We start from the raw sequence: 20,036 nt of genomic DNA on the forward strand, positions 1-20,036 counted from the left end.
ACTTGTCTTCGATGACACGATTCATGACGCCTATTCAACGAGGCATCAATGTCCAGTGTATATTCCTGGCCTTGGCAATCGGATTGAATCTGGTTCAAGCGTATCCTTCTAATTGTCGGCGCGATGTAGATTGCGCATCACAGGTAGCCGGCTTCATATGGGTGTACGGCCTACCGGTATCCTTGCAGTACTTCGCCACGAAAACGATGACACCGTAAGCGACATTCGTTGTACAGATTGCAACGCTGCAACCTTTTGGGTGACATCCCTGATCAGGTCCTTGGTCGCCCGAGAAGGAACTGAGTCACTTTTTGATTGCACCGCCTGACCCGCGTGCTTGCTGCGCTCGATGACGAACGCTGATTTATTCAAAGGAACGCACCAGCAATGGCACACAGACGTGCATCGTCACCCTTTGCTCCGATGAGTTGCAGGCTGGTTTTAATGGAGGAACCCGGATAGGGAATTGGCACACTCAATGCCGGGTGCCCGCTCAAGTTGAACGGCCTGAGGAAGCGCGTCAGATCGATCACCGATTCACCCTTGCATACATCAACCAATAGCGGTGGCAGACGAGGCAAACTCGGAAGGACAAGTGTATCGAAGCGCTCCAGTAAATGGTCTACCTGTTCGCTGAATGCCATGCGCACCGCATCCGCAGCTTGTACGGCTACGGCATCAGTATTGGCCGCACGCAGTAACCTCGCCTCAATATCGGCACCCAGTAAAGCCTGGCCGGTGTAATGACCATAAGCAGCCCACGTTTCAGCATTAATGACGGTCAATGCAGCTTCGAATGCCTGATCAAGAAGCGGCAGCGTGACGACTTCCCAGGCCCAGCCGCGACGATTCATCTCGTCCCGTATGGCTTGCTCAATCGCCGGATCGCAAGAGACATTGACTAAACCTACCCGAAATTTCCCGAGAGGCTTATGCGCCGAAAAAGTTGAGTCCATTGACGTCATCGCAGCCACGATCGTCTCGAGATCACGAGCCATGGGCCCTACAACATCAAGAGAACTGGAAGCCGGATACACACCGTGACGACTCAAACGACCGAACGATGGCTTGAGACCCAAGACCCCACAGCAGGCAGCCGGCATGCGCACAGAACCTCCTGTATCAGTACCCAATGCCACATCCACATTTCCCTGAGCAACGATGACCGCTGAGCCACTGGAAGACCCACCAGGTATCCGATCCGGTGCCTGTGGATTAACTGGCGTTCCAGCCCACTCGTTGATACCGGTCACACCGAAAGCCAGCTCATGCAGCACAGTCTTGCCAATGATTTGCCAGCCATCGTCGAGAAGCGCCTCCACAACAGTTGCATGGTCTTGGGCTGGCGGGGCGTGTTCGAAAGCACGACTCCCACACCGTGTTGGCCAACCTGCCACATCCAAAGAATCTTTGATGGCGACCGTCCGACCCGGCCCCCCGATGCAACCTTCAATGACCAGCGGGCTCACAGTGACGCCTCCTGGACATTCTCGAGACGAAAGGCATCAACGCGTTCAGTTGAAAAAGAGGAGATGCGCCAGGCGCCTGCCTCCCAGAGAAAATCAACGCTGAGGGCGGCGACAATTGATCCTGATTGGCCAGATTCGTAGCGACTGAGTTGCTGCATTACCCATCGGCCTTTGGCTTGAAAACCATCGACAGATATCTGCTCACCGGAAAGAAAGTGCATATTTGACAGAAAGTGTGGAGCTGGCGGCAGGTAACTCATGAGCATCGCCACTATCGCTTTGCGTCCGTCTAGACGACCAAACTTAAGGGCATACCGAGATCCGACCCCCTGCCACACTGCGTCCTGGCAGAACAATTGGCCCAGCTCGCTTTCACGTGTTTCAGGCCCGGGAACGTCGCACAAAAACATATACCGATTCAGTAAATGGCGAACCGCAGATTCGGCCTCAAGTACCCGAATACGCTCTTCCAGCAGGGAAATGTCAGAAATGAGGGGAATCATGAAAAGGCTCCTGTCGAATTTGCAAAAACAAGACAAGGAAATTACTGACATAGAAATCGGGCCACAATCACAGTAACCAGGGATCATGTTGCTTTTTAGGCAATGACGTTGATCGGTGCTTGACCGGAATAGCCTCTATACCCTGCTAGCGCAAGCGTTGTCATTACCACAACAAGTGTCGCCTCGAATGTCATCGAGTTCAAAAAATCGAACTGTAGGATAAGCGTGGTCTGTTACCTAGTTTAGCTTGAGCGCCAGAACTCATGCCGAATGCTCCAAGGCTGATTGGGAGCAGTTAAGCGCCGAAAAAAGCGCCTAACCGTCATGGCTCACCCGATTATTCGAAGGCCCTGCGGTTTGGACCGTTCGATTCAGAATGACAACGGCGTTGAAGGTTAGAGCGCAACCGGTCAGATCACGTCCCCGCTGAGAAGGGTTCGCATCAGCGGCAAGAGCAGTATTTCAAAATGAGCATCAACGACTATGCACAACTTACCAAATATTGATTTCATCTACCTCTCTGAACCGGACATGATTCAGGCGGGCGTTACCAATATGGCAGCCTGCGTTGACACGATGGAAGAAATGTTTTCCCTGATGTACCACGGCGACTACCGCATGGCAGGTCCCAATAACAATTCCCACGGATCTGTGGTGGTATTTCCCGAAGACTCACCTTTTCCGGACATGCCTAAACCTACCCCCGATCGACGCTTCATGGCGATGCCTGCGTACCTTGGCGGTCAATTTCGGACGGCCGGGATGAAATGGTACGGATCCAATATCGCGAATAGAGAGAAGGGTCTGCCCCGCTCCATCCTTCTGTTCGTACTCAACGATGCCGATACGGGCGCTCCTCTGGCAATCATGTCAGCGAATCTTCTTTCTGCTTATCGAACAGGCGCGGTGCCTGGCGTAGGCGCTCGCCATCTGGCCAAAAAGAATTCGAAGGTGGTTGGCATTCTGGGTCCAGGCGTGATGGCGAAAACCTCACTTTCGGCATTCGTTGCCGAATGTCCTGAGATTGACACAGTTAAAGTCAAGGGCCGCGGCCAAAAAAATATCGATGCGTTTACATCGTGGGTTCGTGAGACTTTTCCGCAGATTGTCAACATTCATGTGGTTGACACCAACGAAGCTGTGGTACGCGACTGTGACATCGTCACCTTCTGCAATTCCGGAGCAATTGGTGACGCCTCTGCCTATCCTGTGGTGAAGCGTGAATGGGTAAGCCCTGGTACGTTCCTGTCCATGCCCGCCTTGACGAGTATCGATGAAGGCATGCAGTCACCCGACATTCGCAAGGTTCTGGACAATCCTTCTCTCTACCAGGCATGGCATGAAGAAAATCCCAAGCCAGTGCACAACATCGTGCCAGTAGTGGGCATCCAATTCCTGGATCTGATCGACGAAGGAAAAATGTCACCTGACCAGCTCGAGGATCTGGGCAAGATTGTTGTCGGTGAAGCACCCGGCCGTAAAAACGACGATGAAATCATCATCATGTCGGTCGGCGGTATGCCAGTAGAAGATGTTGCGTGGGGCACCGTGATTTATCGGAACGCATGCGAAAAAGGCATAGGCGTCAAACTTAATCTCTGGGAAACCCCAACGCTAAGTTGAGCCCGCACGGCCACCGCGCCTTCTGAGTCTTCATTGAATATCGGACACTCCACATGAAAGAAGTTATCGACGTTATTAAAGTTAAAACCGGATCCAAGTTTGAGGAGCTGGGTAGCTATTCGCGCCTGATCGCCGTCGGCGATCTGATTTTCGTATCCAATACCGCCGGCCGCAATCCCGCCACAAAGGAAATGCCCGAAGACCCGGCTGAGCAGACCCTTCAAGTCTTGGCCAATATAGAACATGCCCTTTCGGCCGTTGACGCTTCGCTTGGCGATATCGTTGCCGCGCGCGTGTTCATACCGTTTGCGAAGGACATAGATATCGTAATGGCCACCTACGCAGAAAAAATGCGAGGCATTAATCCAACGCTGACGCTGACCAGCCCTCCCCTGGGATCTGAGATATACAAAGTTGAAATTGAAGTCACCGCCTATCGCGGGGTTTCAAAGGCCGATGTCAAAGAAATCACGATTACTCATAATAATACGTGACACTTAGCAGCCTCAGGGCGCAGCGATTCAGTGCACTTTCGATAACGTATACAATATCAAGGATAAGAAACTTGGCCCCCTCTATCTCTCCCGTTCAGACTTCTGTCGTTCTTCCTGCCTCCACGACAGTGGTGGTGATCGGAGGGGGCATTATCGGACTCACCGCGGCATTGTCGCTGGCAGAACGTGGCATACCCGTCACAGTACTTGAAAAGGGCCGAATTGCTGGCGAACAATCCTCGCGAAATCTGGGTTGGATCCGGAAAATGGGGCGGGACAAACTGGACCTCCCTCTTTCAATCGCTGCAGAAAAACTCTGGGGCACCATGGCGCAACGGCTCAATGCCGATGTTGGCTACAGACAGACCGGTATTTTGTATACCGCCAGTTCAGCCTCAGAAATGGCTTCACATCAAGAATGGTTGAACTCAGTCGCTGATGCCTCGCTCGACTCACGCCTGGTCACGGCGAGAGAAATCGCTGATCTTTCTCCAGGGTGCACCGTCGATTGGGCAGGCGGAATTTATACAGCCTCTGATGGCCGAGCAGAGCCTACTCTTGCCAGCAGCGCCATCGCACGGGCGGCTATTGCAAAAGGCGTTATCATCGTGGAGAACTGCGCGGTGCGAACGCTTTCCATGTCGGCAGGCAGCGTAAGCGGTGTTGTAACCGAGCGGGGGGAAGTGCGTTGCGATAACGTAATCCTTTCCGGCGGCACGTGGTCGAGACGCTTCCTGGCTACCTTGGGTGTTCCCCTCTTGACGTTGCCGGTAGTCGCCTCAGTCCTTCGAACGGCTCCGCTGACGATAGAGGGAATGACTGAGATCGCGGTAGGAACTCCAGATATCTCTTTTCGCAAACATCAGGACGGCGGATATATCATTACGAACCGGGGAGCTTTCATGGTGCCGATCGTACCTGACAGCTTGCTGATCGGGCATCACTACTTTTCCACACTGCGTTCCCAATGGAAAAACATGAATCTTTCCCTGGGACGAGAGTTCATGACAGAACTGGCCCTGTCGCGACGCAGTTCTGATCAAGGTAGCTCTGCTTTCGAGCGGCGACGGACAATAGACCCAAACGTCAATCACGGACTGAATCGGGCTGCATTACGCAATCTCACTGAAGCTTGGCCCGCCTTTAAAAAAGCCACCATAGAGCTCGAATGGGCTGGCATGATCGATGTAACGCCGGACGGCCTCCCAGTGATATCCCCCGTGGATAAAATCCCGGGCTTGACGCTTGCTTCCGGATTCTCAGGGCATGGTTTTGGCACCTCTCCAGCAGCCGGACAACTGGTCGCTGATCTCGTCACTGGCGACACACCCATAGTTAATCCCGCACCGTATCACCTCAAGCGCCAGCACAGCTGATCAAGCCAGGAAATCAGGGGTACCTCAGCAATCAAGCGTCCCATAGAACGTTAAACATGCAACCTGGAACCGCAAATTTCGGCGCAGACAGAAAAGCCTTCTTAGATCAAAAAGCTATAAAAATATTGTAGGTCACTGACCAAAAAAACTAGCCCACGGTATTGCTTCCCGGCATTCACTAGCATAGATTCGTCAGCATAATAAAAACTTGATGATGCGAACCGTGCGAGGCACCCATGATGAATTCCCAAACTGAGCTTCAAGATCAACGCTTCAAGTATCTGTATTTAAGCTCCAGATTGGGAACCATGCGCGCGGCGGCCGAAGAGCTGGAGCTCGCCGTCTCCTCCATCAGTCGCCAGATTGCAAAACTGGAGTCCGATCTCGGTATTCAGCTCATACAAGAAGGTACTCACAGGATCTGCTTGACCGCCGCTGGTCAGGCTGCAGTTGATTATTATGTTGAGCGTATGGGTCATCACAATCTACTTTTGAAAAAACTCGGCCAACTCAAAGAAGGATATTTAAATAGAACAAGTATTGCGGTGGGCGAAGGACTGCTTAGCACTCAGGCCATAGGTGAGCTTTATCAATTTTTCAAAGCTAACCGACAATCGCACACTGAGCTTTTGATTGCGCCCTCTCACGAAGTTGAGCGAATGGTCGCTGAAGACGAAGCAGACATAGGATTGGTGTTTTCCCCTACCAAGACCGCAAACATCAATAGGCTCCATTCTTTCGATCAACCCATGAGAGCTATTGTCCACCCCGACCACCCGCTGGCGGGCAGATCGATACTCAGTCTTCAAGACTTGGCTGACGAAGATATTGTTCTACCCCCCCCTGAGTACCGGATCAGAGGGATTATTGATCAGTTGCGAAGTGAAAGCAGCGCTCACTTCCAGCCTTACATTACCTCAAACTCACTGAAGATAATGTTGGATCTCACGCGCAACGGCATAGCCTCGACAATACTCAGTGACTTCCCCGTCATTGATGAGTTATGCAATGGCACGTTAAAAGCTATTCCTATCGATTATCACGCGTTGAATGTAACACAAGTACAAATTATTTCGCGCCAATCCAGGAAGCTGTCCCCTCTGTCGCGTGATTTGGTGCATTACTTGGCAATGGCGATAAACGCACAGATTCGGCGCATTCGTGATTGCAACAGCAGAAACCCCAATAAGATTTTCTTGGTTCGGAAAAATGCCATCGCTACGGCAGTTGACTAGCCTCTTTTTTCTGAGCGATATTTTCCATGATTCTCCATATGATTGATTTAGCGTCTTGAACTATTCGTTCATAATTCTGTGCATCCGGCCAATCCACCATGTAAAGCACCATAATGCCATCGATGTGTAACAGCACCTGGGTTGCGACCCGTTTTATGGTCTCACGCGATGCATCAGGGTAAACCCTGGTAAGGATTGTCGAAAATTTTCGCCTATTGACTCTGTACAGTTTACGCTGAAAAAGGCGAGCCTCTACATCCCGGAGTGCCATCCCCCAGAGCTCGACGAAGATAGCTGTAACATCCAGTCGCATGAGATCGCTAAACAAATAATCCAACACAGCACACATCTGTTGCTCGGGACTGTTATAGGACTCCATCATTATGAGTTTATAATTTCTCAGATAGTCATTTACGGTGTACCTGACCATCTCCAAAAATAGTTGATCTTTGGTCGGAAAAAAATATTGAAGATGACTCAGCGACATATCGACTTTTTTAGCCACGCTTCTCATACTGAATCCAGCATTTCCCGAGTCGAGAAATACCATCCTTGCCTCGACCAAAATAGCCGTACGCCTCTCTTCAGTCTTTTGATTGTTTTTAGCAATCCTCATTGAGAATTTCCTTTTTCACCTAAAAAATTTCCAGAAATTATACAACACTCTTAATTCGCCTTAAAGCCCATACTTGCTTGTATTACATACAGGCCAGATATACCTGGCCGGTTAGATGCACTACTTTTTTACCCGATATCGTCGTCTAAGCTTAGTGCAGTTGTGGTCCATGGCCTAGGGCACGATCAGCAAAAACCAATCCGTCCTACACGCAAGTGAGACATTGGACGCACCACCTGGATGATTCGCCTTTGTTGCAGCAAGGGCAACAATAGGTACCTCTGCTGTCATTGTTCAACTCTTGACGGTGCGGGATATTAATTTCCATTATATTCCGCTAGTACGATAGCGGCCCCTGAAACAATAACAATGGGCATTCGATCATGACATTGGCAAATAACTACGAACACCTCAGCGCTGGGGCTAAATCCAGGATCGGCAAACGCACTCAAATCTTCATTAATGGTGAGTTCAGGGACCCGCATTCAGAAAAATACTTTTCTATCGCCGATCCTAGTAACGGTCTTGAATTAGGTCAAATCGCACAGGCAGACCAATTTGACGTCGACCTGGCAGTGGCCGCTGCACGCAAGGCATTTGAAGACAGCGCCTGGTCCAGAATGAGACCCTACCAACGTGAAGCTTTGATGCTGCGGCTAGCTGATTTGATTGCGGAAAATGCTCAGGAGCTTTCTGAACTCGAGACGCTCAGCAGTGGCCGCCTTATTCGAAACACTCGCGCATTCGATGCGGACCTGTCGGTTTATACGCTGCGTTATATGGCGGGGTGGTCCACCAAAATCTCTGGAAAAACCCTGGATTTGTCCGTTCCTTACCTTCCGGATCAAAAATTCTTTGGTTTCACAAAACGATCGCCTCTGGGTGTCGTAGCAGCAATTACCCCGTGGAACGTGCCGCTTTGCCAAGCGGTCTGGAAATTGGCACCTGTTCTTGCAACGGGGTGCACTGTTGTTCTCAAGCCCGCTGAGCAAACCCCGTTCACTACTTTGCGCCTGGCGGAGCTGTGTAATGAAGCTGGTATTCCACCTGGAGTTGTCAATGTCATTACCGGCCTAGGTCATGAAGTGGGCGCGGCGCTTGTTGAGCACCCTGGCGTGGACAAGATAAGTTTTACAGGCTCGACCGAGACAGGGAAACGAATCGCCGCAATAGCAGCGCCTCTGATGAAAAAATACACGCTTGAACTCGGCGGAAAGTCACCGGTCGTCATCGCCGAAGATGCCGATCTGAACATCGCTATTCCCGGCGCTGCCTGGGCTATTTTCGGCAATCATGGTCAAAACTGCTGCGCAGGTTCTCGGCTGTACGTCCACGAACGCCACTACGCCGAAGTCACTGCGGGAGTCGCTGAAATCGCACGGACCATCAAAATTGGCCCGGGTCTGGATTTAAGTTCGCAGATGGGCCCACTCGTTCATCACGCCCACCGCGACAAGGTTATGAGCATGATCCACCAGGGCCTTGAGTCCGGTGCAGAATTACTGTGTGGGGGCGAAACGATCAACAGCCCTGGTGCTTATATTCAGCCTACCATTTTGACCGACCTTACAAACAACAGCATCACATCCCAAAAGGAGATTTTTGGGCCGGTGCTAACAGCCTTTTCCTTCAAGGACGACCGTGAGGTTATCCAGCGCGCCAATGCGACCTCATTTGGTTTGGGAGCCAGTATCTGGACCAAAAACGTCGATCGGATCACGAGCTTCTTCGGCGGCGTGAAGGCAGGCACTATCTGGATCAATAACCACAATGTGCTGGATCTCAGTCTCCCCTTCGGCGGCATGAAGGATTCGGGCGCAGGTCATGAATTGGGTGAAGAAGGCTTACTCGCCCACACGTCACTCAAGGCCGGTGTTATGCGTGTTTTTGATCAGGCTGAATGAAGATTGGCGAGCTTTTTTTAAACCATCAAGATGAATTGTCTTCCCGCGTGCGTACAGGTATTACCCGATGAATGAACTCCTAAACGTAGTCGTGCTTAAACGAGTGCTGCAAGGTGATGATGTGGTCGTCATCGAGCTGGCGCGGGCAGACCGCGGCAATTTGCCGACCTTTGAAGCCGGTGCCCATATTGATGTGCACCTCCCCTCAAGTGTGATCCGCCAATATTCGTTGTGCGGCGATCCCGCTGACGCAGGCATTTATCGCCTTGGGGTATTGAGAGATCCTCAATCCAGGGGTGGATCCATTGCAGTCCATCAGGAATTGCTTGAAGGCGTAAAGGTCAACATTAGCCTGCCTCGTAACCATTTCCCGCTGGACTTGAATGCCGAACGTTCAATCCTGCTCGGAGGGGGTATTGGCATCACACCGATGCTGGCCATGGCCTATGCGCTTGAAGCCAAGGGCAAGGCGTTTGAAATGCATTATTGCGCACGCTCACGTAGCCGAAGTGCGTTTCTTGAAGAGTTGGAGGGCTCCGTATTTTCCCAAGCCGTCCAGCTGCACTTCGACGATGAACCTGAAAGCAAACTGGACCTCAAACGCGTATTAGGAGGCAGCCAGGAGACGGCTCACATCTATACATGCGGACCGGGAGGTTTTATGGAGTGGGTTATCAATAATGCTCTCGAACTCGGCTACCCTGATGCACACATTCACCGCGAATACTTTCAGGCCGACATTGATACCAATGGGTCTGGTTTTGAGGTTGTGGCGGCGCGCAGCGGTAAAATCGTCAATGTCATGACCGGGCAGACCATTTATCAAGCACTGGCTGAAGTAGGTATTGATATCGAAATATCCTGCGAGCAGGGTGTTTGTGGCACATGCCTTTGTGATGTTTTAGAGGGTGAACCAGACCATCGAGATGTGTATCTCACTGCTGATGAAAAAGCGGCGAACGATACGATATTAGTATGCTGTTCACGATCAAAATCTCCACGATTGGTGCTGGACATATAACGTCAAAAGGGGTGCACCGCCGGCGTCATTTGCCTTGGGCGTCCTCAGCAATGTAATGACACACACAGGCTATGGCGCAGGGGCTATCATGCTTTGCCGCTCAAGCAAACCCATTGAGCCCACCGGGATTTTTTCCTGCCATATCGGCGATTGAAATTCCTCTGTCTTACACATGACTACTGCTTTGCGCCGGTTAGCGTTGGCGCTATCCATTCGGCAGTTTCAATCCAGCGCTGCCTGACAAAGTGCAGCTGAGAATTTTATGCTTAAGAATAACCTTCAGGGCTTATGGAAATATCGAGTGCCGTTTTTGGGCATATTCAGTATCGCGACTGCTCTTGTGCTGGCTTTTGCCTGGACAGGAGGATTCTTAGGCACCGGCGTTACCACAAAAGAATTTCTGGGTGATTCCCTGGATCATTTTCCGCCAGGCTATCGACGGGCCCACGGTAAGGGTATGTGTTTCAGTGGGACTTTTCATGCGAGCGGCGCAGCCGTCCCTCTGTCGACCTCACGTATTTTTCTACCGGCTAACATTCCCGCTGTCGGGCGTTTTTCAATCGGCACCGTGGACCCGCATGCGGCGGACAATTCGACGGCGACCGTCAGCATGGCACTCATGCTGGTAGGCGACGATAAGTCACAGTGGCGAATGAAGCTCAACAACGAACCCTACTTCGCGACTCGGGATGCTGAGGGTTTCCTGGCCCAGGTCGAAGCCTTTGAACCGGTGGCTGGGACTGGACAACCAGCCCCGGACAAGGTGGCCGCGTTTTTTCAAAAATATCCAGAGGCTCGCAAGTCTGTAGAGCGAGAGGCGAACGCAACTTGGCCGGCCAGTTTTGCAGGAACCGAATATAATTCCATCAACGCCTTCGTACTCATTGCAGCGGATGGAAAACGTCAACCTGTGCGCTGGTCCATGCGCCCTCGTGCGGCTGTAGAGATGTTGAGCAAAGAGGCTCATGCGCAAGCCAGTCATGACTTCCTGTTTGATGAAATAACTCAGCGTGTGGGTGTAGCACCCTTGTATTGGGATCTGGTATTCCAACTGGCCGAGGCAGGAGATCCGGTGAACGACCCTTCTCAACCATGGCCGAGCAATCGCAAGGAGGTAATCGCTGGGACGCTAGAGGTCAACCAGGTGGTAGAGCAAACTCATGGGGCATGTCGTGACATTAACTTTGACCCTACGCTTGTACCTTCAGGAATAGCACTTTCAGACGATCCGGTGCTTGCAGCCCGTGCGGGTATTTATTCCCAGTCCTATAACGCCAGGTTAAGAGAAATCGGTTTTGGTAAAGCCACTGACGCGGTTGGCAAAAAGGAAACCAAATAATGCATACCCAGCAGAAGCACACCGGTGTGCAAAATTTCAATTTCGCGGCACGGGTGCTCCATTGGCTCATGGCTGTACTTATCCTGGCCATGCTATTTATAGGCGTCGGCATGATGTCTTCTCTGAGCCTGCGTCCCTGGCTCATTGATCTTCATAGGCCTCTGGGAATCGCCATTCTTCTTTTGGCTATCCTGCGTCTAAGCAATCGGCTTTTAAGCACCACGCCGCCATTGCCTGCCAGCGTACCGTACTGGCAGGCAATGGCGGCGCATGTTTCGCATCTATTGCTCTACTTGCTGATGCTCTGCCTGCCACTGCTCGGTTGGGCGACGCTCTCTGCCGGAAATTGGCCTGTCACCATGTTCGTGGGCTGGAACCTTCCACCCATTGCTCCTGTCAGCTCCGCGCTTTACGCTTGGTTTCGGGCCGCACATGGGTTATTCGCCTGGGTTCTGTTTCTGCTTGTGTTAGGACATCTTTGCGCAGCGCTGATACATGCTTGGATATACCGCGACGGCGTCTTTTCCAGCATCACGCGTAAGGCTCGTGGTAAATAAATGACGCACATCAACATGGCCACGATCGATCTGAATCTTCTCAGGACTTTTGTGGTTATTTGGGAACACCGCAACCTGACAATCGCGGCCGAACGCCTACACCTCAGCCAGCCCGCCGTCAGTCATGCACTGCGTCGACTACGCGATGTGTTTGACGATCCGCTGTTCGTACGAACAGCAACGTCGATGGAGCCGACTGACGCAGCTATCCGCCTGCACGGCCCCATTGAACATGCGCTGACTATTATTCAAAGCGCATTAATGATGTTTTCGAACTTTGAACCGAAAACAGCGGATCGTACTTTTCGCATCTCCATGTCGGATATGTCGCAACTTTATGTGCTACCGACGGTGATGGAAGTGCTAGCGCGCGAGGCGCCGAAAGTACGCCTGGATGTGCGTCAAATGCCTATAGAACAACTGGCTATGGCATTGCGCAAAGGTGATGTAGATATCGCGATAGGCTATCTGGTGGAACTTGGTGAAGAATGCATCTACGAAAACTTGCTAGACGATGAATTCATTTGTCTGTTGCGCAACGGCCATCCTTTTCAGGAAAATGAATTGAGCGTTCAGGACCTACTCGCCCTGCGCTATGTTGACGTTTCGAGCAATATTACCGGCCATGGCCTAACCGCCGATGCAGCATTTGGAAAGGCCGGCATTGCGCGCGAAATCGCTCTGAAAGTACCTAACTTTACGATTGCCCCGAAAATCGTTGCCAACACTGATCTGGCATTGATTCTGCCGCGTGCCATTGCCATGCAGCTAAACCGCGACCAGCGCTATCGGCTGCTGAGTCTGCCCATCGAATTGCCATCAATTTCGGTGGGACTTTATTGCCATAGCCGTTTCCTATCGGATGCCGGGATAACCTGGCTGCGCGGGTTAATCATTAGTCTGTTTGCCTCCGGCAGCCATACTGGAGTTCACATCAAATGAGGCGTGCGGGCATTGTTTATAAACCCTGTCACCCGCGAATGGGGAACTGCAATTATTCAGGACGCCGAAGTCTGTACGTTGACGGCTGCAGGCCGCCCCAGACGGTGAAAGTTTCTCCCAAAGTAAATCAGACTCTCCCCCTCTTCACGGACCTGAATTTGGTTAATTTCGACAAATAATACCGAGTGCGATCCGACTTCCTTGATATCTACTATGTTCCCTTCGAGGCTTGCTAGGGCGTCGTTCAACACCGGTAGGCCCGAGGAGCCTGTCCGCCAATCCTGGTCGGCAAAACGTTCAGCAGGCGGCAGGTCGGTCATACCAGCAAACTGTCGCGCAACACCCTCCAGATCACCGGTCAGTATATTTACGCATAACGCCCTGTTGCCCAGCAACGCTTCATGAATTGAACTGTTACGGTTGATGCAAACCAATAATGTTGGGGGTGTATCAGTGACCGAACAGACCGCACTCGCAGTTAATCCGAAGCGACCATGGGGGCCATCGGTAGTAATGATATTCACCGCCGCAGACAATAATGACAGCGCTTGCCGAAAATGTTGTTTTGATTGATCGCTAACCATAACCTTCACCGTTTAATTATTGACTTGGTGAATCCATGTTGAGAGGGATTGTTCATTCGGTCAAATTCGCTTTACTCATACGCACTATTGACAGCAGGAATAGCCATCGCCCTTAAACGCCCTCCCCTTTAGAGGCGCATGGCACGACAGTTAATTCGCACGGATTATTTAGCTTATTCATATTCCGAATTTGATTTTTTCTTATCAGCCCACGCATTCTGAGCGTGTATGCAATCGCCCTAGCCAGAGAACAATAAACATGAACAGCAAAAACAATTTCGATGATCGTGACACACGTAAAGGCGCTCCAATCAGCATCAAGGCGATTTCCCTGGATGATGTGATCGCGGAGATTGCCGAGCGTCGCAGCGAGTTTAATCAACGCTCCCATGTCCCTTTAGACATGATCGAAAAAATGAAAGCAGTGGGTATCTTCCGCGCCAGTACTCCCAAATGTTTCGGTGGCGACGCGCTGCCTCCAGCCGAGTTCCTGCGCATCGTAGAGCGGGTTTCCGAAGCCGACGGTTCGGTCGGTTGGGTGACCGCGTTCGGCTCAGCCAACATCTACCTGGCGGCACTCCCCCCGGCAACCCAAGCGTTGATTTATGCCAACGGGCCAGACCAGGTCTATGCTGGCGGCCTTTACCCTCTACAACCCGCCAAAGAGACTGAAAATGGCTGGGAAGTCAGCGGGCACTGGCGGTTCGCTAGTGGGTGCAAAGGTGCCAACTGGATTGGTGTAGGCATCGGTGGCACATCGGCCAACGGTGGAGGACCGACGGCAGGCAAACCGCTGACCGCTGTGTTCCCGGCAAGCGAAGTGCAGATCTTCGACAACTGGAATGTTGTCGGAATGCAAGGGACGGGAAGCCATGACCTCAAATTGCACCAAAAGAACATCCAACGCGAGTGGACTTTCGTGCGTGGCAGTGCCTCCACAATTGACGAGCCCCTCTATCATTACCCGTCCGTTTCCTACCAGGCGCAAGTTCACGCCGCCGTTAACCTTGGGCTGGCACGTGCAGCACTGGATTTGGTGATCACAATGTCGGGCAGCACCAAGACTGTTACCGGTGCCCCGCGCTTGGGTGATCGCGCTTATTACCGCAGCGAACTGGGTAAGGCAGAGGCGATGCTGCGAAGCGCCCAGGCGTTTTTCTACGAATCCGCCGAAGCTGTATGGGCCTCGCTCATCGCCGGTAACCCGGTGACCGTGCAGCAGACTAACTTATTGCGCCTCAGCGCCACCCATGCAGCTCATACCGGAGCGGACGTAGTCATGAAGGCTTATCGATTGGCTGGGACTGCAGCCATCTTCAATGACAATCGCCTGCAATGGATCGTACGCGACTCCATGGTAGTGACACAGCATGCTTTCCTCGGCGAAGCGACGTACGACGGCGCTGGCGCGGTGTTCGCCGGCATCGAACCGACCATCCCCTATCCTTGAGCACCATTATGCACAGCATCTTCTGCCACGCTGCCGCAGCCTCTAGAGCTGATTCTGTAAGGGAAATATGCAACCTTGTTAGCGAGTCTCTACCAACTGAACGAAAATCGCATCCAGGTCGTTTGAGTTGAAGATTGTCGCAATCGGGCTGCATCGAGCCAACATCAGTCGATGTATGCAAATTAGTGAGTGGGCACTATCAGTTTTAATATGCGGGACACAGCTGTTTTCGCTCAAGTGTGTCATCAAGCGACCTATAAAAACTTATGCGCTGGGCCATCCGCCGCTGCTTGCGGGGAGCACATTCCACGCTCTGGGAAAACCATGACAATAAGAACAATGAACATTGCTCCGCGCGCATTTCTGGGGTTCTCCCTGATAGGCGCGCTCATGCTGATTCTCGGCCTCTTCGCCTTGTCTCAGATGAGCAAGATCCGAGCAGCTGGCGACGATATCGCGATAAATGGCGTCCCTAGCTTTCAGACCCTGAATGCTCTCACGGTGACGGGCGTCCGTATGCGGGTTTTATCGCATCGGCTGTTGACTGATCGCGAACCGAATATTCAGAACAGGACCATCGAATTACTTGAGGAACAAAACCAACAACTTAACAAGTCGCAGGCAGCATACGCCAAACTGATTTCATCTCCTGTAGAGCAATCCGACTACAACGACTATATGCGGCTGATGGGTGAATATCGCAAAATTGAAACGCGCCTTGTTACCCTCAGTCGGGCTGGCGATCTGCAGGAGCTAACGCGCGTGCTGAACGCCGAGTCTGCGGCTAACGCTGAGCAGATCAACGTAGCGTTGGGTAGGCTTACTGACTTCAATAACGCCCAGCTGGCTATCATCAATCAATCCGCTGCTGACCAGTACAGCTCTGCGTTCAACTGGGTTGTCGGCCTCCTCATTATTGCCTCGCTACTGACTATGCTGTTTGCCTGGCTGCTGACCAAGAGCATCACCCAACCGATAGCGTTGGCACTTGAAGCGGCTGAAACCATCGCCGAAGGTAATCTGACCCGACCCATAAAGGTTGATGGCACTGACGAAGCGGGTCGGTTGCTGCTAGCCATGCAAAAAATGCAGGAGAAACTGCGCGATACCTTAATGCGTATTTCCGGATCCGCAACACAACTGGCTTCCGCTGCCGAGGAGCTGAACGCAGTTACCGATGAAAGCGCCCGTGGCCTTGCGCAGCAGGACAACGAAATAGAGCAAGCTGCGACTGCAGTCAACGAAATGACCAGCGCCGTCGAAGAAGTGGCGCGTAACGCAGTGAGCACTTCCGAGGCGTCAAAAAACGCGACGGCGTCAGCAGGCGATGGCCGGGATCTGGTTCACGAAACCGTCAACGCTATCGAACGCATGAGCGGGGATGTGCAAAGCACCGCCGATCTGATTGGTAATCTTGCGGAAGAGTCCCGCGACATCGGCAAGGTTTTGGACGTGATTCGTGGCTTGGCGGATCAGACCAACCTGCTGGCGCTGAACGCAGCTATCGAAGCGGCCAGGGCCGGTGAAGCCGGTCGCGGCTTCGCGGTTGTCGCCGATGAAGTACGCGCTTTGGCCCATCGCACCCAGCAGTCCACCAGCGAAATTGAACGCATGGTTGGCAGCATTCAAGGCGGTACTCAAAAAGCAGTCAGTTCAATGCGTAACAGCACTGACCGTGCTGAATCTACCCTGAACATCGCGAAAGGCGCAGGCCTGGCGCTGGAAACCATCAACACCGCAGTGATCGAGATCAACGAGCGTAACCTGGTCATCGCCGCCGCTGCGGAAGAACAGGCTGCAGTCGCCCGTGAAGTGGACCGCAACTTGGTCAACATCCGGGACCTGTCGACGCAATCTTCCAACGGCGCCGCCCAGACCAGCGCCGCCAGCGGCGAGTTGACCCGCCTGGCGGTAGACCTGAACAGCATGGTGTCGAGGTTTCGCTTGTAAGAGGTATTGGAGGCCATCTGTTGGAGCGAGGCTTGCCCGCGAGGGCGATGACGCGGTTTGCCTGATATACCAAGGTGCCTGGTTCGCAGGCAAGCCTTGCTCTGACGGTGTAGGTTCAATCATTGAGCGTATCCAGGCCATCAGCCCAAAGAGCCTGGATCAATGCCTGTCGTATGTCCGCCAATCGCACCCACAAAGTGACCACCCTTGGCGCTAGGCATCCTACTGGCGTGTGGGCTATGCGTGACGCTAGGAACCGGCAGCATCACGTCCTCTGTGTTGTCTCCAAATTGCCTCGGCTACGGGGTCGTCGGCATGTTTTCTGGCGCGTCTGCAAGCCTTTCGGCTTTTTATTCCTGAACTCGTGGTATCGACTAGGCCAGCACCGGCAACAATTCCTGGAGCGAGATGACCGCCCTCTCCGCCCCATCAGTTGTGCGGGAGGATGCAACGTCTGCCGATCCATTCAGCGCGCCAGAGTCGAACGTAGCGCAACCGATTTGGCCAACCCGTTTTTCCGCACAGATTCGATTACCTCCACCGCTTTCAAATGGGTTTCACAGGCTCCGCTCGCTTCAGCCGTTCCTTCAAAAAGCACCTTGAGCTTAAGCCTAAAACACTCTCGTACGCCTGCCCTGCGCGGCGCTCTGGCCGATGCGGCCTGATCACTAAAAAATAACTACTTGACCTTGCCTCCAGGTTCTCGTTAACCTTATTCCGCCTTCCTACCTTCCGGTAGGAAGCCCATCATGAGTTTGTTATGGAAAAAAGTCATTTCGGCAATCCTTCATTGAAGTTTGCCACTGCCTTGGGCGCCATCGCCGCACTGGGGCCCTCAGCCGTCGATATGTATTTGCCAAGCCTGCCCGAAATGGCGGTTGATTATTCGACCAGTGTTGCCAGCATTCAGCTGACGCTCACGGTCTTTTTGTTGGCAATGGGGCTTGGGCAATTGCTGTTCGGGCCGGTAGTTGACGCCTTTGGCCGTCGACGTCCACTGATAGCAGGCTTGTTGCTGTTCAGTTTGAGTGCGCTGGCTGCAGGAGCAGCACCAACCCTTGAGTGGCTACTCGTGGCACGATTTGCCCAAGGGATAGGCAGTGCTTTGACGTTGGTAGTCATCATGAGCATGGTGCGTGACGTCACTCAGGGCGTTCAGGCAGCAAAACTTTTTGGCCTGCTGCTGACCATTCAAGGTGTTGCTCCCATCATCGCCCCGGGGTTGGGTGGTTACATTGAGGCGCATTTCGGATGGCGGGCCGTCATGCTGGTACTGGCTGTTCTCGGTGCGCTGGTGGCGGTGAATTCGATGGCCGTTTTGCCTGAAACACTACCAATGCAAAAGCGCGAGCCATTGAATATGCGACTGGCGATACGCACGTATGCGCGCATCGCAAAAGACGGTCGTTTTCTAAGGCCCGCCTTAGCGCTGTCAGCAGTGTTCTTCTTTCTCTTTGCCTATGTGGGCGGCGCTACATTTGTTTATCAGAAGGAGTACGGACTGCCTGCTGCCCAGTTCGGTACGCTGTTTGGCGCAACCGGCATCGCGATTCTCATAGGGGCAGTCGTGGCGACCAGACTGGTGGGCAAGTACGGTTTGGCCCGCATGGCAACGACAGGAGCTTTTTGCATCTTTGCAGGTTCTGTCATGGCCTACGGCGCAGCAGTATCTGGTTCTAGTTTGTACTGGCTGGCTGCCGGTGTCGCGATAGCACTGCTTGGATTGGGGATTGCAGAAACCTCACTGATGACGCTGGTGATGTCTTCGCAAACCACTGCCCTGGGTTCAACGGCTGCATTGCTCGGCGCGTTTCAGCTTGGCATCTCGGCCTTCGCCACACCGTTGACCGGTTGGGCGAGCAGCTATGGCGCCACTGCCTGGTGCGCATTCCTGATAGTCTGCGCCGTTATGGTGGGTGCGCTAACCTATGTCAGTGTGCGCGAAGGCAGAGCCGAGCACATCACCGCGTTAAATCATTGAATTAAAAGGTCATCCCGATGAAAGTGCTGAGCCCTTCGGCAAGCAGAATCTGTGATATCGCTCTGGTGCATTTCGCTGAGCGGGGATACGACGCCTCGTCGCTCAATGAAATCGCTGTCGTGGCAGGTATGCGCAAGCCCTCGTTATACGCGCACTTCAAGAGCAAGGATGATCTGTTCAACGCCGTGCTGAATCTGGCGCTGGCGACGGAGAGGCACTATATCGAAGAGATGTTTGGAAGCGTCCCGGCGAATGATGACGAGCCTGGCAAGCTGTACACGGACAATCTTTCAAACCGCTACGAGTCTTCCGCTGCTCTGCGTTTCCTGCTGCGCACGGCGTTCTTTCCGCCTTCGGAGTTAAAGGCATCGGTTACAAGTGGCTTTGAAGCCTATCTGGATCGTCTTCGCGAACGCTTTGGCGCAAGCCTTGAGAACAGGTATCCAGCACTGTCGGCGAACGAGATTTCGATGTTTCAGGATGCTTATATCGCGGTTATCGACAGTCTTCATGTCGAGTTGATTTACTGTAGTGAAGGCACCTACTGTCGGCGTCTTACCGCTTTGTGGCGCATTCTTGGTGATTCGCTGTCTCTGGCTGTGGGGAACGTGGCGCATGAGTAACTCATCCATGCAAACGGTGCATGTAGTGGTCAACTAATCCCGGACACGACGTTAAGTTTTTCAACCTTGGCTGATGCTGTTGATCAACGCTGCCGAGTTATCCACGATCGACTTGCGTAGACTCGCAACCGTTTCGGCGGGGACATGTTCACCCGCCATCAGCAGCTCGCTCGGCAAATCACCGCTGCGCGCCAGTACCCGGAAGGCATTACGTTGGTCTTGCGGCTCCTGCGCCATGAAGGTTTCGTAGTCCGAGCGCCCCATGCCCAAGGCACTCAGGTCGCCACCTTTAAGCCCCTCCTCCCATCCCAAGCGCAAATTGCCAATGACTTGGGGATTTCCAGGGGACCGGTGCGTGAGGCATTTCGC

General features: G+C 52.8%; 18 protein-coding genes and 1 pseudogene. 14 read left to right on the forward strand and 5 right to left on the reverse strand.

From position 1 onward, the window contains the following. Positions 1-368: 368 nt before the first annotated feature. Together MRY17_RS12545 and MRY17_RS12550 are read right to left on the reverse strand one after the other, a co-directional pair. Positions 369-1,469, reverse strand: a complete 1,101-nt coding sequence (locus MRY17_RS12545) for an amidase (protein ID WP_003173916.1) — start codon at positions 1,467-1,469, stop codon at positions 369-371. Continuing rightward, positions 1,466-1,972 (reverse strand): nuclear transport factor 2 family protein, encoded by a 507-nt coding sequence (locus MRY17_RS12550; RefSeq protein WP_003173917.1) that lies wholly within the window; start codon positions 1,970-1,972, stop codon positions 1,466-1,468. Before MRY17_RS12550 ends, MRY17_RS12545 begins: the two co-directional genes overlap by 4 nt. Before the next feature lie 483 nt (positions 1,973-2,455). Here MRY17_RS12550 and MRY17_RS12555 point away from each other — a divergent pair, with 483 nt between their 5' ends. The 4 genes from MRY17_RS12555 (at position 2,456) to MRY17_RS12570 (ending at position 6,700) form a co-directional block, all read left to right on the forward strand. After that, complete coding sequence (locus tag MRY17_RS12555; RefSeq protein ID WP_003173918.1) at positions 2,456-3,595, forward strand: tyramine oxidase subunit B; 1,140 nt, start codon at positions 2,456-2,458, stop codon at positions 3,593-3,595. Between the two features lie 53 nt (positions 3,596-3,648). Then, positions 3,649-4,089 (forward strand): Rid family hydrolase, encoded by a 441-nt coding sequence (locus MRY17_RS12560; RefSeq protein WP_003173919.1) that lies wholly within the window; start codon positions 3,649-3,651, stop codon positions 4,087-4,089. A gap of 71 nt (positions 4,090-4,160) precedes the next feature. After that, positions 4,161-5,465 carry an NAD(P)/FAD-dependent oxidoreductase gene (locus tag MRY17_RS12565; protein WP_124377926.1) on the forward strand — a complete coding sequence of 435 codons (1,305 nt, stop codon included), beginning with the start codon at positions 4,161-4,163 and terminating at the stop codon, positions 5,463-5,465. A gap of 236 nt (positions 5,466-5,701) precedes the next feature. Next, entirely contained in the window at positions 5,702-6,700 is a 999-nt protein-coding gene (locus MRY17_RS12570) for a LysR family transcriptional regulator (RefSeq protein WP_232291304.1), read from the forward strand. Here MRY17_RS12570 and MRY17_RS12575 read toward each other — a convergent pair. Continuing rightward, complete coding sequence (locus tag MRY17_RS12575) at positions 6,684-7,316, reverse strand: TetR/AcrR family transcriptional regulator (RefSeq protein ID WP_003173921.1); 633 nt, start codon at positions 7,314-7,316, stop codon at positions 6,684-6,686. The two genes, MRY17_RS12570 and MRY17_RS12575, sit on opposite strands and share 17 nt — an antisense overlap. Before the next feature lie 383 nt (positions 7,317-7,699). On the opposite strand from MRY17_RS12575, the gene MRY17_RS12580 reads away from it, so the two are divergent. From MRY17_RS12580 to MRY17_RS12600, 5 genes are all read left to right on the forward strand, one after another. Continuing rightward, positions 7,700-9,220, forward strand: a complete 1,521-nt coding sequence (locus tag MRY17_RS12580; RefSeq protein WP_003173922.1) for an aldehyde dehydrogenase family protein — start codon at positions 7,700-7,702, stop codon at positions 9,218-9,220. A 67-nt stretch (positions 9,221-9,287) separates the two neighbouring features. Further along, positions 9,288-10,241 carry a PDR/VanB family oxidoreductase gene (locus MRY17_RS12585; protein WP_243353874.1) on the forward strand — a complete coding sequence of 318 codons (954 nt, stop codon included), beginning with the start codon at positions 9,288-9,290 and terminating at the stop codon, positions 10,239-10,241. Between the two features lie 262 nt (positions 10,242-10,503). Continuing rightward, complete coding sequence (locus MRY17_RS12590; protein ID WP_003173924.1) at positions 10,504-11,580, forward strand: catalase family peroxidase; 1,077 nt, start codon at positions 10,504-10,506, stop codon at positions 11,578-11,580. Continuing rightward, a complete protein-coding gene (locus MRY17_RS12595) occupies positions 11,580-12,137 on the forward strand; it encodes a cytochrome b (RefSeq protein WP_243353875.1) in 558 nt (185 codons plus the stop codon). The genes MRY17_RS12590 and MRY17_RS12595 overlap by 1 nt, the downstream gene beginning before the upstream one ends. After that, complete coding sequence (locus tag MRY17_RS12600) at positions 12,138-13,079, forward strand: LysR family transcriptional regulator (protein WP_243353876.1); 942 nt, start codon at positions 12,138-12,140, stop codon at positions 13,077-13,079. A 56-nt stretch (positions 13,080-13,135) separates the two neighbouring features. Here the strand turns inward: MRY17_RS12600 and MRY17_RS12605 are convergent, their stop codons facing one another. Further along, positions 13,136-13,663, reverse strand: a complete 528-nt coding sequence (locus MRY17_RS12605; RefSeq protein WP_243353877.1) for a flavin reductase — start codon at positions 13,661-13,663, stop codon at positions 13,136-13,138. 259 nt (positions 13,664-13,922) lie between these two features. Between MRY17_RS12605 and MRY17_RS12610 the strand changes: the two genes are divergently transcribed. The 5 genes and pseudogenes from MRY17_RS12610 (at position 13,923) to MRY17_RS12630 (ending at position 19,667) form a co-directional block, all read left to right on the forward strand. Then, on the forward strand, positions 13,923-15,113 hold the full coding sequence (locus tag MRY17_RS12610; RefSeq protein WP_243353878.1) for an acyl-CoA dehydrogenase family protein: 1,191 nt from the start codon (positions 13,923-13,925) through the stop codon (positions 15,111-15,113). 339 nt (positions 15,114-15,452) lie between these two features. After that, positions 15,453-16,208: pseudogene (locus tag MRY17_RS26630) on the forward strand (MCP four helix bundle domain-containing protein); the annotation flags it as partial. A gap of 18 nt (positions 16,209-16,226) precedes the next feature. Next, complete coding sequence (locus MRY17_RS26635; RefSeq protein WP_407728588.1) at positions 16,227-17,063, forward strand: methyl-accepting chemotaxis protein; 837 nt, start codon at positions 16,227-16,229, stop codon at positions 17,061-17,063. 760 nt (positions 17,064-17,823) lie between these two features. Then, positions 17,824-19,044, forward strand: a complete 1,221-nt coding sequence (locus tag MRY17_RS12625) for a multidrug effflux MFS transporter (protein WP_186750702.1) — start codon at positions 17,824-17,826, stop codon at positions 19,042-19,044. 17 nt (positions 19,045-19,061) lie between these two features. Beyond that, the gene (locus tag MRY17_RS12630; RefSeq protein WP_003173929.1) at positions 19,062-19,667 is read left to right on the forward strand and encodes a TetR/AcrR family transcriptional regulator; all 606 of its coding nucleotides are present in this window, start codon (positions 19,062-19,064) and stop codon (positions 19,665-19,667) included. 60 nt (positions 19,668-19,727) lie between these two features. Here the strand turns inward: MRY17_RS12630 and MRY17_RS12635 are convergent, their stop codons facing one another. After that, the gene (locus MRY17_RS12635) at positions 19,728-19,985 is read right to left on the reverse strand and encodes a hypothetical protein (protein ID WP_003173930.1); all 258 of its coding nucleotides are present in this window, start codon (positions 19,983-19,985) and stop codon (positions 19,728-19,730) included. Positions 19,986-20,036: the final 51 nt, after the last annotated feature.

This window comes from Pseudomonas orientalis (assembly GCF_022807995.1).
Lineage (GTDB): Bacteria > Pseudomonadota > Gammaproteobacteria > Pseudomonadales > Pseudomonadaceae > Aquipseudomonas > Aquipseudomonas orientalis_B.